Genomic DNA, 12,392 nt, shown 5'->3' with positions numbered 1-12,392 from the left:
GGGTTTTGGTCTGGCGAAGTCAGGCGGTGCGGACGGAACGGTCACGTCGAGACCGAATCTGGTCAATCAGGGCAGCAGCGCCACGGCTCAGCGAAGAGCCCTCAATGACGGGCTCGTCCTCGGGAGTGCGCTCGATGCCGGCGCATGAGCCGCAGATGCCGGCGTGCTGCCCGAAGGGGAGGAACCGCCCGCACTCACCGCAAGTCGGGCGCGGCCGGGGAGTAAAACTCGGCGTGCGGACTGCCGTGGAGAACTTGAATTCAGGCATCTTCCGCTCAAGGCGGGTGGCTATGAGCTTTACCGGCACGGCAACCGCTTCAGGAAGGCCCGCGGTCATTGCCTCGCGGAACTCGGCCCACTTGGCGCCCCGGTCGATCCACTGGACGGCAAGCGGCATCAGGGACTCGACCTCTGCGGCGTTCAGCTTGAGCCGGGGGTCTTCACGGACCAGACCTTCGAGGGCAAAGCGTGCGCGGTCCCGAAGGTCCTCGTCTGCGGTCATCTCGACCACGGGCTCACGGGTGTTCCCGACCCCCTTCGGCTCGACCTCGGCGGGCTCCTGGTGAGCTTCCGTCAGGGAGGGGGAGGGGGAGGGGTTTTCTTTGTTTTTCTTTTTGTTGTTGGTGTTGGTTACTTCAGGGGTTTTACGGCTGGGCGGCCGACGGTCCGGGTTGCTGACGACCGGTGCAGGCCCGTCCGTCATGGGGATGTCTGAGACGTAGACGTCGGTGTGCCACTGGCCGTTGACCTGGCGCTTAACCGTCCTGACGTAGCCGAGCGTCTTGAGTTGCTTCCATGCCTTGGTGACTCGGATCTTGCCTTCCTCGACGTCGTCAGTGATGTCGGCGAGTGTCACTGCGGCCTCAGGGGCCAGGGACAGGCAGTGGATCAGGAGGCCGCGGGCCGTCAGGGAGAGGCCAGTATGCCGAGCCACACTGTTCGGAACGATGGTGAAGTGGGAGGCGTGCGGAGTACGCTGAATACGCATCATGGAGGCTGAATCTCCGTTGGTGTCTAACCCCCGACCTGTTGACGCAGGTGCGGGGGTTCCTTGGTTGGTACATAGGAAGACTAGCCGAACACCGACTACCCATGTTCCAACCTATCGGCGATTTTGTGTGACCTGCGTCACGCCTTTACTCTGCGATCAGGTCCTTTCGGAGCTGATGGAGGTCGACTGCGGCTGCGCGCTGCGCGGGGAGGTCGCCTTCTTCGATGAACCCCCCGAGTTCAGCTCCAAGCCTGCGTATCTCCGCACGCAAGAGGGCGGCTAGCTCTTCTGCACGCTCAGCCCGAAGCCTCTTGATCTCTTGATCGAGCCGCTCGGACTCCGCCTGGACCTCTTCGAGCGTCATTGGTCCAATGGAGTTGATCAGCGCCTCATAGATGGCCAGCGCTGCTTGTCTGTCTGCAAGCTGCCTCAGCAGCCGCCTGCGATATGCCTCGACCATGCCTGTACCTCACCTTTTGTCGATGCGGACACCTCGAATGCCCGTGGTGCTATATCGGGAAGAAGCGCTTCGAGGACGGGCTGGCGCAGTTCGCGCACCGGGATCAGGTCGAGGTCGTGTACCGGTCGTTCCAGTTGGACCCGCAGTCACCCAGGGGGGAGACCGCGCCGGTCATCGAGCGGCTCGCCGAGAAGTACGGCATGAGCCTGGCCGAGGCCAAGAAGGCCTCCGAGCAGGTCGCGGACACCGCCCACGGTGAAGGTCTGGCGTACACCGGCGGACAGCTCTTCGGGAACACCGCCGACGCGCACCGGCTGGTGCACTTCGCCGGGGCCCAGGGCAAGCAGGGCCAGACGCTCGACCTGCTCTACAAGCGCTACTTCGCCGACGGCAAGTCGGTGTTCGACCCGAAGTCGCTCTTCGAGGTCGCGGCGGAGACCGGTCTGGACCGGGACGCGGTGGTGAAGCTGCTCTCGGGTGACGACTTCGCCCAGGCGGTCATCGACGACCAGCTCGAAGCCCAGCAGCTCGGGGCGACGGGTGTGCCGTTCTTTGTGATCGACCGGAAGTACGGCATCTCCGGCGGCCAGCCGGCCGAGGTGTTCCAGAACGCGCTGCGGCAGGCGTGGGAGAACCACACTCCGGAGATCGTCCAGTTGGACGGGGCCGCCGGGGCCGAGGTCTGCGGCGACGACGGCTGTGCGGTTCCGACGCAGGGGTGACACCGGAGGGGTCGCAAGCGTGCGGGATATGAAGTGCGCAGACCGCCCATTTGGCTGAATCCGCCCCGGTAGCGTAGAGTCAGTTCCACGACGCGGGGTGGAGCAGTTCGGTAGCTCGCTGGGCTCATAATCCAGAGGTCGCAGGTTCAAATCCTGTCCCCGCTACCAAGTACAGATAGGCCCGGCACCTGAAAAGGTGCCGGGCCTATCTGCATGTCCAATGCACGCCTAAAGCATGTTCGAGTCGTACATAAATCACGACGGCGGCAAAAGTCCGCGATCCTGAGCTTATGGCCGCCCGGGTCCTGCGCGAGGGGCTCTACACGCTTCAGGCCCCGGCGTACCACGGGGCGGCGAAGCCGTAGCTCCCCCAGGAGCCAGTCTTCCAGGTATCATTTGGCAATAATTTTACTATTCCATGACTCCTTCGGTACTCTTGACGGAGCAGCGGGGAGCACCCCGGCTGCGGCGTTCCCGTCAGTACGGACCGGCACCGGTTCCGGGGCGTCGGTCCGCAGTGCCTGCCAGGCGCTCGGGTGGAAGAGTCCCCTGACAGCGGCGACGCTGATCAGTAGCCGTACGACGCCGGAGGCGCAGTGGACGTTTCAATGACTCTGTGGGTAGCGACCGTCCTAGGTCTGTGCGCCCTCATCGCCGCCGACTTCTTCATCGGGCGCAAGCCCCATGACGTGTCGGTCAAGGAAGCCGGGATCTGGACCGTGGTCTGGATCGCCCTGGCCGTGCTCTTCGGCCTCGGTCTGCTCGTGTTCGGCACCAGCCAGGCGTCCGGAGAGTTCTTCGCCGGTTTCATCACTGAGAAGTCGCTCTCCGTCGACAACCTCTTCGTCTTCATCCTGATCATGGCGAAGTTCTCGGTGCCGTCCCACCTCCAGCAGCGCGTGCTGCTGTTCGGCGTGCTGATCGCCCTCGTGCTCCGGGCGATCTTCATCGCGGCCGGCGCCGCGATCATCGCCAGCTTCTCCTGGGTCTTCTACATCTTCGGCGCGTTCCTGATCTACACCGCCTGGAAGCTCATCCAGGAGGCGCGTTCCCACGAGGAGGAAGAGGAGTTCGAGGAGAACCGCCTCCTCAAGTCCGTCGAGAAGAAGTTCGGCGTCGCCGACAAGTACCACGGCACCAAGCTCTTCATCGTGGAGAACGGCAAGAAGATCATGACGCCGCTCCTGGTCGTCATGCTCGCCATCGGCACCACCGATGTGCTGTTCGCGATGGACTCGATCCCCGCGATCTTCGGCCTCACCCAGGACCCGTACATCGTCTTCACCGCCAACGCCTTCGCCCTGATGGGCCTGCGTCAGCTGTACTTCCTGATCGGCGGCCTCCTGAGGAAGCTGGTCCACCTCAGCTACGGCCTGTCGGTGATCCTCGGCTTCATCGGGGTGAAACTCGTCCTGCACGCCCTGCACGAGAACGGGGTGAACGTCCCCGAGATCTCCATCCCCGTCTCGCTCGCGGTCATCTGCGGCGTGCTCGTCATCACCACCGTCACCAGCCTCATCGCCGCCAAGAAGCAGGCGGAGGCCGAGTCGGCCGGGGAGAAGGACAACGTGGGCGCCTGACGGCCCAACAGGGGGCGTGATTGTGCGAACCCTTCAGTCGATTTCCCCCGTGCGCTCCGATGCCGTAGCGTTAGTTCCACGACGCGGGGTGGAGCAGTTCGGTAGCTCGCTGGGCTCATAATCCAGAGGTCGCAGGTTCAAATCCTGTCCCCGCTACCAAGTACAGATAAGGTCCGGTACCTGAAAAGGTGCCGGGCCTTTCTGCATTCAGAATGCAACATTCGAAACACCGTGGTCAAAATCCGCATTCAAAAATCGCGGCGGTGAGCGCGACACGGGATTCCGCCGACCGGGTGAGACTGACGCCGGGCACCGCGCGCCACCCATAGCCGGGTGGGGCCACGGCCTAGGATCACATCCACCTTGACCCCACCGAGCCCAGCCGCCCGGGAGCACCGTGGACACTCTGATCTTCTCCGGGCTACTGCTGTCGTTTTACAGCATCGCCTCCCGGGCAAAACGCCGCCTGGTGCTCCTGGGCTGGGCGGTAATGCTGGTGTGGACCCTTCTGCTGCTCGCCCACCACATCGGGAGCAGTCTCCGCCTCGGCCTGAGTTTCTGAGGAACGGATCCCGTCGCCGGCATGAGCCCGATCTCCCTCCCCGCCACGGACGACACCGTGCTCCCCGCTGACGCGCCCGCCTGGCGCACGTTCGTGACGCGTGGCCAGTACTGGTTCGCCTGCTTGTTCACGATCGGCTGGACAGGAGTGATCTGCGGCGGGCTGTACTTCCAGTTCGCACTGTGGGAGTACCCTTGCCCGCTCTGCATCGCGCAGCGGATGTTCATGATGCTCGCGCTGCTCGGTCCGGCCCGGATCGTCCGCTGCGCGCTGACCGGCACCGTCACCCGGCGCGACTACATGATGGGCTGGGGGCTGGCTCTCGTCGGCTGTGTCGCCGGCTCCTTCGCTTCGTGGCGGCAGACCACGCTGCACATCCTCCCCGGCGACCAGGGCTACGGCAGTGCCGTGCTCGGCTTGCACCTGTACGTATGGGCGCTGGTCCTGTTCCAGGCCTCGGTCGTGGCCGTCGGCGTAGTCCTCGCGCTCGCCCACGACGACTCCGCGCGCGCCATTCCGCGCGCTGGGCTCTACCGCTCCGTCGGGCTCTTCGCCCTGGGCTTCGCCGGGCTGGTGATCGCGGTGAACATCGTTGCGGTGTTCTGCCTGGAGGGCTTCCACTGGTACCTGCCGGACGACCCCACCCGCTACGAGCTCTTCTACGACCTGGGCATCCTGGACTGACCAAGTTGATTTCGTCCTTGCGCGCCGATGCCGTAATGTTTGTTCCACGACGCGGGGTGGAGCAGTTCGGTAGCTCGCTGGGCTCATAATCCAGAGGTCGCAGGTTCAAATCCTGTCCCCGCTACCAAGTACAGATAAGGCCCGGCACCTGATAAAGGTGCCGGGCCTTATCTGTACTGACTGAGCTATTCGAATTATCCGATGAGCACGGCCGGAAGTTCGCCTGGATGGACGATCCCGAGCCGCTGGGTCGCGCGCGTCAGCGCCACGTACAGGTCGCTGCGCCCACGTGCCGACTCCGCGAGGATCGCCGCCGGGTCGAGCACCAGCACGGAGTCGAACTCCAGCCCCTTGGCCTGCCGGACGGTGCGGGCGCCGGGGAGGCCGGCCAGCGACCCGGGCACGATCACACCCAGGAGCCCGGCGCAGGAAGCGGCCTCGCGGGCGATCAGGTCGGCGTACGAAGCCGGGTCCGCGCGCAGCGTCCAGGGGCCCTCCCCCGCGGTGCGCACGGAGCGCGGCACAGTGCCCTCCACGACCCGGGCGGCCACCGCCATGAACTCGGCGGGTGTGCGGTAGTTGACGGTCAGTTCAGCCAGTCGCCAACGGTCGCGGACGTACGGCGAGAGGACCTGCTCCCATGAGTCGGCCCCGGCCGGGTCGCCGGTCTGCGCGATGTCGCCGACCAGCGTCATCGACCGTAGCGGGCAGCGGCGCATCAGCAGCCGCCAGGCCATCGCGGACAGTTCCTGCGCCTCGTCGACGATGACGTGGCCGAAGGTCCAGGTGCGGTCGGCGGAGGCACGTTCGGCGATCGTGCGGTGTGCGGCCTGCTCATGCCGGCCGGCGAACACGTCGGCTTCGAGGATGTCGCCGGCGGCGAGGATCTCGGAGTCGTCCTCGTCGTCGAACGACGCGGAACCGGTGAGGATGTCCAGAACACCTTGGGCGTAGTCGAGTCCGGAGTCATCCGTACGGACTTCTTCTTCGGCCTCGCCGAGAAGCTCGGCGGCCTCGTCCAGGAGCGGGACGTCGGCGGGCGTCCACCGGGCGTCGGGGGAGCGGAGCAGGGTCGTGGGCAGGCCTGCCGCGTGGAGTCGCAGCTCCGAGCCGTACAGCTCACGCAGGAACTCCTGCGGCGTCAGCTGCGGCCACAGCGCGCCGACGGCGTCGCGGACGTCCGTGTCCCCGGACAACTCCTCGCGGATGTCGGCGATGTCCGACTCCTCAAGGAAGTTTCCGCCTTCGACGACGTCGACGCCGAGCCGGTCGGCGATCTGCCGGGCGAGGGTGTCGAGGACGTCGTCCACGAAGTACGGGCGGGCCTGATTGTGCGGCAGCCCGGTGGCGCGGGCCTTGGCGCGGGCGTCCTCGCATACTTGCCGGGTCAGCAGGAGACCGTCGTACGGGGAGGGGATCTCCAGGTCGGCCGTTTCCTGCCGCCCGCGAACGGCCCGTTCCAGGGCGTGGGCCATGTCGATGCGGCCCTTGACCCCGGCGACGGAGTCCGGTTCGGTGCCGGTGGCGGCCACCCCGGGGAACAGGTCGCCGACGGTCGCGAGCAGCGCGCTGGTCTCGCCGAGCGAGGGCAGGACCTCGCCGATGTAGCGCAGGAAGGCCGTGTTGGGGCCGATGAGCAGGACACCGCGCTTCTCCAGGAGTTCGCGGTGCGAGTAGAGGAGGTAGGCGGCACGGTGCAGTGCGACGGCGGTCTTGCCGGTCCCCGGGCCGCCCTGGACGACCATGACACCGGCCAGGGGCGAGCGGATGACCCTGTCCTGTTCGGACTGGATCGTCCGGACGATGTCCGGCATCGTGCCGGTGCGCTCGGCGTTGAGCGCGGCGAGCAGGGCCGCTTCGCCGGTCAGGCCGCTGTCGGGCGCGGCTGCGAGGTCGAGCACGTCGTCGTCGATCCGGACGACGGTGCGCTGCCGGGTCCTGATGTGGCGGCGGCGGGTGATCCCTTCGGGGCACGCGGCAGTGGCGGTGTAGAAGGGGCGTGCGGCGGGGGCGCGCCAGTCGATGAGGAGCGGGTTGTATTCGTCGGCTTCGTCGAGGATGCCGAGGCGGCCGACGTAGCGGACGGCTCCGCCCCGCTCGTCCAGGCGGCCGAAGCACAGGCCGTTCTCGACTGCGTCCAGGCGGGCGAGCTGCCCGCTGTCGCGGACCACCGCGATGTCGCGTTCGGCCCGCGCCTGGCGGGTACCGGTGTCCCGGCCGAGTGTGCTGGTGAGCCGGGCCGCGGCCTGGTCGCGCAGCCGGTCGAGGCGGGCGTAGAGATCCGAGACGTAAAGCTGTTCCTGATCGAGAGCCACTGTTGACAAACGAACCACCCCATGGCATGATTTGGGAAGAGCCAGTTTCGTACTGGTTTCTTTTTGTGCGCAGAATCAATGACTATACGCCATCCCAAATGATTTCCCATCGTCCCGGTGGATGGCATAGAGTCAGGTTTACCGACGCGGGGTGGAGCAGCTCGGTAGCTCGCTGGGCTCATAACCCAGAGGTCGCAGGTTCAAATCCTGTCCCCGCTACCACGTAGCACAGCTTGGATCAACGCAGCAGGCCCGACACCTTCACGGTGTCGGGCCTGCTGCGTTCTCCAAGGTTTTCCGGGAGATCGGCTTCACCCCCGATCTGCCCGACTACGTCGGCGACGTCTCACTGCGCGACGACACCCGGGTCGGCCCCGCCATGCTCCCGGTGACGGACGGGGTGACCCTGACCCGCGAACGGGCCTGACCCCGCGTCACCTCAGGTTGCGGACGACAGCCCACAACACCGCGCACACCAGCAGTACGGCGACGCCGCGTCGCCTGAGCGGGACTCGGTACGTACGACCGCGTAGTCCCGTGTAGAGCCACTGTCCGTAGACGACGGCGACCAGCGGCAGGCTCAGCAGCAGGGCGGAGTTGTCGGACCAGGCCTGCGCCCAGTGCCGGTGCAGCAGGTCGTAGGCCAGCCGGGTGCCGCCGCAGGCCGGGCACAGCAGGCCGGTGACCTTGTGCCAGGGGCAGAACAGCATGGGCTCGCCCGGGTCGTGCGGGTTGTGGCCCCACAGCCAGGCCGGGCCGGCGACGGCACCGGCGGCGAGCACCAGGGGTGCGACGGCCGGGTGCTTCCAGGCCGGACGCACACGTGACCGCGCCGCCGCAGGTGCGGGGGCGCGGTCACGTGAAGTGCGTTGTGTCATCAGCCGTGCAGCACGAAGCCCTTGGCGTCGGTGCGGTCGTTGCTGGTGAGGAAGAGGATTCCGTCGATCAGCGACCAGACGCCCAGGCCACCACAGGTCAGCAGCTGTGCGATACCCATGCCGACGTGACCGGTGTAGAAGCGGCCGACGCCCAGGCTGCCCAGGAGGATCGACAGGATACCCGCGGTGATCTTGGACTTCTCCGAGTACGGGCGGCCCTGGGGGTCTACACCGTTCGGGGCGCCGGAGACGGGCTGGCCGGGGAACGGCGGGGGGGGTACGACATGCGGATGCTTCTCCTGGTCTGCGGAAAACGTGGGACACGGTCAGGTCCAGGGCGGGAAGGCACCGTGCGGACAGACACGGTGGAGCGCTCCCGAGTCGCACTTCCTCTACACGCGGCGACCGTCCTTGACGGACAGGAAGCTGACATGGAGCCAACTGTGCGACAGTGACCCGGTGAACCGGTCTCGGAGATTGTCCGATCATGCCATTGACCTGCAATAAGGAATTCCATCGGGAATTACCTGCGCCAGGCACGTAGAATCAGGGGTACCTTCCGACCCGCCTTCCGACGCACCGTCAGTTGTGCCGTCAACCCGGCGAGACGAAGCCCGCCTCGTAGGCCGCGATGACCGCCTGCGTGCGGTCGCGGGCCCCGAGTTTCGCCAGAACCGCACTGACGTGGGTCTTCACCGTCTGGACGCCGAGGAACAGAGCTCCGGCGATCTCCGCGTTGGACAGGCCGCGGGCCATCAGCCGCAGCACCTCCCCCTCACGGTCGGTCAGCGCGGCCCGGTCGACGGCGTCCGAGCCGCCCGCGTGCGCGCCCGCGAAAGCCCGGATCGCGGCCGGGAACAGCAAAGACTCCCCGGCGGCGACGGTGCGGACGGCCTGCGCGATCTCCTCCGGGCGCGAGCGCTTGAGCAGGAACCCGTCGGGGTCCTGGCGGAGCAGGACGGTGCGCAGTTCGAGTTCGGCGAGTTGTTCGGCGGGGCTGGGGCCCAGGAGGTTGCGGGCGACGGCGAGGGTGCAGAGCCCCGCGGCGTGGACTGCGTAGAGTCCGGCGATCCCGCAGAGCACGGTCGGGACGACGGTGGCGCCGACGAAGACGCTCACCGCCGATTCGGTGCCGGCGACCAGCAGACAGACTGCGGCGAACGGCCTGGACCTTGACCGCGGTGGGTGCGCAGGTCGCAGGTTTCCTCATGATCCGTGACGATCGGGCGATGACCACGGGCGAAGCCGTACGGACGACCCTCGGCGCGAGCCTCTACCTCACGATGCTGTGCCTGATCTGCATGGGCGTGGCCGCGGTGCTGCGCAGCGCGATCATGTCCATGTCGGTCCTGATGCCGTTCTTCTTCCTGGTCTCCACGGGCCTCGAAGCGGTCCCCGGCGTCCGCTCGGTGGCCCGCTACCTGCCGGACCGGGCGGGCCGGGTGTCGTGGTTCGTGGATCCGCAGTTGCGGGACTCCGGTGCGGTGGACTGCCGCGTCAGTCATGCGCTCAAGTCCCCTGTGGGGATCGTTGAGGGGATTTGAGTACCTGACCGCCGCGAGACTCTATTTCAGGCGCTTCGGCAGCAGCCACGCTGCGGCCGATGCCGTCAGCAGGATCACGGCGGCCACTTCGAAGGCCGTGCTGTAGCCCGCGGTCAATACCTCCTCCGGCGAACCGGTGGCCGACGCGGAGCGGCTGGCTGCGAGGGTGACCAGTCCGGCCAGACCGAGGGTGCCGCCGAACTGGCGGGCGGTGTTCAGCATCCCGGCGGCCAGGCCGGCCTGGGAGCGGTCCACGCCCGAGGTCGCCGCGGCGGCGAGCGGGGTCATCGCCAGGCCCACGCCGAAGGCGGCGGCCAGGCCGGGCCCGGCCACCGCGGTCCAGTAGCCGTCGGCCGCGCCGGCCAGGGACATCCACCAGAACCCGGTCGCGGCGAGCAGCGTGCCGAAGCTGACGATCATCCGCAGGTCGTACTTCGCCGCGAGGCGGGTGGCCAGTTGGGAGGCGGCGATGATGCCCAGGGTGTGCGGCAGGAACCCGGCGCCTGACCTGATCGCGCTCATGTGCAGGACGTTCTGCTGGTAGAGCGACATGAAGTACCACATGCTGAAGAACCCGGAGCCGATGAGCAGCGCGACAGTGTCGGCGGAGGCCACTGAGCGGTTGCGGAACAGGCTGAGCGGCATCAGCGGTTCAGCCGCCCACTTCGCCTCGATCAGTACGAACAGGGCGAGGAGCGCGACACCTGCCAGCCCGGGGATGAGTGTGTGCGGGTCGCCCCAGCCGTACGTCTCGGCCTGGACCACGCCGTAGGTGACGGCCGCGAGGCCGCCGGTGACGGTGACCGCGCCGGGGATGTCGACCCGCGGCCGGGGTCCGGTGCGCGCGTCACGGGTCAACACCAGGACCGCCGCGACGCAGGTCACCGCGCCGATCGGCACGTTGATCAGCAGCACCCAGCGCCACGACAGGAGGTCGGTGAGCAGACCGCCGACCACCGCTCCCGAGGCGCCGCCGGCCGCGCCGACAGCCATCCAGATGCCCAGCGCCCGGGCCCGCTTGGGGCCTTCGGGGAAGGACGTGCTGAGGATGGTCATGGTCGCCGGGGCGAGCACCGCGGCACCGACGCCCTGGAGCGCGCGGGCGACGATCAGCATCCCGGAGGACTGGGCCAGGCCGCCGAGCAGGGAGGCGGCGGTGAACAGCCCGATGCCGGTGAGGAACGCGGCCCGGCGGCCGAACAGGTCGGCGAGCCGTCCGCCGAGCAGCAGCAGCCCGGCGAAGGTGAGGGTGTACGCGTTGACCACCCAGCTCAGGTTCGCGGGATCGAACCCCAGGCCGGTGCGGATGGACGGCAGTGCGACGTTGACAACGGAGACGTCGAGCACCACCAGGAACTGGCCTACGCAGGCCAGGACGAGTATCCAGAGCGCGGACCGGGGCTGGGGCGGTCCTTCGACCGCGGCCTCCCGGTCTTCGACCACCGTCTCTTCGTAAACTGCTGACGCCATCGGTTCTCCTCCTGCTGGTCGGGGTGCGCGCAGGAGGCTGCGAGCCGTGCCTGCCGGGGCGTGTCAGGTATGCCGTGCGGGGCTTCCACACCGCGGTTCGGTTTCCTGGTGCAACATCGGCTGTACGGAAAGAATGCCGGTTGAAGCGCACTTGAAGTCAAGAACTTACTTGGGCCCCGGTCGCGGTATGACCGATGATGGCTCCCATGCCAGCACACCCTTCCTCGGACCTCGACCTGCGGCGCCTGCGGGTGCTGCGCGAACTCGACGAGCGCGGCACTGTCACCGCGGTGGCCGAGGCCCTGCACCTGACACCGTCCGCCGTGTCGCAGCAGCTCACCGTGCTGGCCAGGGAGGTCGGCGTCCCGCTCCTGGAGCCGGCCGGGCGGCGGGTCCGGCTCACCGGCGCGGCGCGCATCCTGCTGCGGCACGCCGACGGCCTGTTCGCCCAGCTGGAACGGGTGCACGCGGACCTCGCGGCGTACGCGGACGGTGCGGCCGGGCAGGTGCGCCTGACTTCGTTCGGCACGGCGATCACCGGCCTGGTGCTGCCCGCGCTGCGGGAACTGCGGATGTCCCGGCCCGGCATCGAGGTGCTGGTGTCCGAGTCGGACCGGCCCGAGCGGCTGATCGCGCTGGTCCACGGCGAGGTGGACGTCGCGCTCATCATCGAGGCGATCGACGGCCCGTCACCCGCCGACGACCGGTTCGACCGGATGCCCATGCTCGTCGACCCGATGGACGTGGCGCTGCCGGTCGGGCACCGCCTCGCGGGGAAGGCCGAGGTCCGGCTGACCGACCTGGCCGAGGAATCGTGGATCACCGGCGCGGTCGGCGCGTGCCGCCAGCTGACCGAGACCGCGTGCGCGGCGGCCGGGTTCTCCCCGCGCGTCGTGCACCAGGCCGACGAGTGGGCCACCATCTTCGCGATGGTCGAAGTCGGGCTCGGCCTTGCGCTCGTGCCGCGACTGGCGCACAGTCGGCTGGTCGGCGACCCTGCCGCCTCCGGGCTGCTGATCCGGCCGCTGACGGGGCGTCGGGTGGACCGGCACGTGACCGCTCTGGTCCGCCGCGGCTCGGCCACCGCACCGGATGTCGCAGCGGTTCTGGGCGCTCTCGACGGCATCGCCACCGCGCATCGGGCCGCCCCGCAGCTCACCCGACATCTTTCAGTTACTGCTTAACA

The 12,392-nt window shown here is 67.8% G+C and carries 13 protein-coding genes and 4 tRNA genes; 10 read left to right on the top strand and 7 right to left on the bottom strand.

Translation table 11 applies throughout. The features are described from left to right. Window positions 1-19: 19 nt before the first annotated feature. Entirely contained in the window at window positions 20-991 is a 972-nt protein-coding gene (locus AC0Z36_RS12160; protein ID WP_485462816.1) for a hypothetical protein, read from the bottom strand. Between the two features lie 145 nt (window positions 992-1,136). After that, on the bottom strand, window positions 1,137-1,451 hold the full coding sequence (locus AC0Z36_RS12155) for a hypothetical protein (protein ID WP_485462815.1): 315 nt from the start codon (window positions 1,449-1,451) through the stop codon (window positions 1,137-1,139). On the opposite strand from AC0Z36_RS12155, the gene AC0Z36_RS12150 reads away from it, so the two are divergent. The 7 genes from AC0Z36_RS12150 (at window position 1,439) to AC0Z36_RS12120 (ending at window position 5,126) form a co-directional block, all read left to right on the top strand. Beyond that, a complete protein-coding gene (locus tag AC0Z36_RS12150; protein WP_485462814.1) occupies window positions 1,439-2,173 on the top strand; it encodes a DsbA family oxidoreductase in 735 nt (244 codons plus the stop codon). The genes AC0Z36_RS12155 and AC0Z36_RS12150 overlap by 13 nt on opposite strands. A 91-nt stretch (window positions 2,174-2,264) precedes the next feature. Beyond that, window positions 2,265-2,341 (top strand) — tRNA-Met (locus AC0Z36_RS12145). Window positions 2,342-2,769: 428 nt separating this feature from the next. Next, window positions 2,770-3,753: a TerC family protein gene (locus AC0Z36_RS12140; RefSeq protein WP_485462813.1), complete on the top strand. Its 984-nt coding sequence runs from the start codon at window positions 2,770-2,772 to the stop codon at window positions 3,751-3,753. 82 nt (window positions 3,754-3,835) lie between these two features. Next, a tRNA-Met gene (locus tag AC0Z36_RS12135) sits at window positions 3,836-3,912 on the top strand. Window positions 3,913-4,150: 238 nt separating this feature from the next. Beyond that, entirely contained in the window at window positions 4,151-4,315 is a 165-nt protein-coding gene (locus AC0Z36_RS12130; protein ID WP_485462812.1) for a DUF5993 family protein, read from the top strand. A 21-nt stretch (window positions 4,316-4,336) separates the two neighbouring features. Next, window positions 4,337-4,999 carry a disulfide bond formation protein B gene (locus AC0Z36_RS12125; protein ID WP_485462811.1) on the top strand — a complete coding sequence of 221 codons (663 nt, stop codon included), beginning with the start codon at window positions 4,337-4,339 and terminating at the stop codon, window positions 4,997-4,999. Window positions 5,000-5,049: 50 nt separating this feature from the next. Continuing rightward, window positions 5,050-5,126 (top strand) — tRNA-Met (locus tag AC0Z36_RS12120). Between the two features lie 67 nt (window positions 5,127-5,193). Here AC0Z36_RS12120 and AC0Z36_RS12115 read toward each other — a convergent pair. Next, window positions 5,194-7,323 carry a HelD family protein gene (locus AC0Z36_RS12115; protein WP_485462810.1) on the bottom strand — a complete coding sequence of 710 codons (2,130 nt, stop codon included), beginning with the start codon at window positions 7,321-7,323 and terminating at the stop codon, window positions 5,194-5,196. 136 nt (window positions 7,324-7,459) lie between these two features. Here AC0Z36_RS12115 and AC0Z36_RS12110 point away from each other — a divergent pair. After that, a tRNA-Met gene (locus tag AC0Z36_RS12110) sits at window positions 7,460-7,536 on the top strand. Between the two features lie 212 nt (window positions 7,537-7,748). Here the strand turns inward: AC0Z36_RS12110 and AC0Z36_RS12105 are convergent. From AC0Z36_RS12105 to AC0Z36_RS12095, 3 genes are all read right to left on the bottom strand, one after another. Continuing rightward, entirely contained in the window at window positions 7,749-8,192 is a 444-nt protein-coding gene (locus AC0Z36_RS12105) for a DUF2752 domain-containing protein (RefSeq protein ID WP_485462809.1), read from the bottom strand. Beyond that, complete coding sequence (locus AC0Z36_RS12100; protein ID WP_485462884.1) at window positions 8,192-8,347, bottom strand: NINE protein; 156 nt, start codon at window positions 8,345-8,347, stop codon at window positions 8,192-8,194. The genes AC0Z36_RS12105 and AC0Z36_RS12100 overlap by 1 nt, the downstream gene beginning before the upstream one ends. A gap of 439 nt (window positions 8,348-8,786) precedes the next feature. Further along, the gene (locus AC0Z36_RS12095) at window positions 8,787-9,311 is read right to left on the bottom strand and encodes a helix-turn-helix transcriptional regulator (RefSeq protein ID WP_485462808.1); all 525 of its coding nucleotides are present in this window, start codon (window positions 9,309-9,311) and stop codon (window positions 8,787-8,789) included. A gap of 89 nt (window positions 9,312-9,400) precedes the next feature. On the opposite strand from AC0Z36_RS12095, the gene AC0Z36_RS12090 reads away from it, so the two are divergent. Next, entirely contained in the window at window positions 9,401-9,736 is a 336-nt protein-coding gene (locus AC0Z36_RS12090) for a hypothetical protein (protein WP_485462807.1), read from the top strand. Window positions 9,737-9,757: 21 nt separating this feature from the next. Here the strand turns inward: AC0Z36_RS12090 and AC0Z36_RS12085 are convergent, their stop codons facing one another. Continuing rightward, window positions 9,758-11,206, bottom strand: a complete 1,449-nt coding sequence (locus tag AC0Z36_RS12085; protein WP_485462806.1) for an MFS transporter — start codon at window positions 11,204-11,206, stop codon at window positions 9,758-9,760. 206 nt (window positions 11,207-11,412) lie between these two features. On the opposite strand from AC0Z36_RS12085, the gene AC0Z36_RS12080 reads away from it, so the two are divergent. Further along, window positions 11,413-12,390 carry a LysR family transcriptional regulator gene (locus AC0Z36_RS12080; protein WP_485462805.1) on the top strand — a complete coding sequence of 326 codons (978 nt, stop codon included), beginning with the start codon at window positions 11,413-11,415 and terminating at the stop codon, window positions 12,388-12,390. The last annotated feature ends 2 nt before the right edge of the window (window positions 12,391-12,392 follow it).

It is taken from the genome of Kitasatospora sp. UYEF31, from assembly GCF_057291755.1.
Note: the sequence above shows the minus strand (reverse complement) of the source record. Positions and strands in the feature narration are given on the sequence as shown.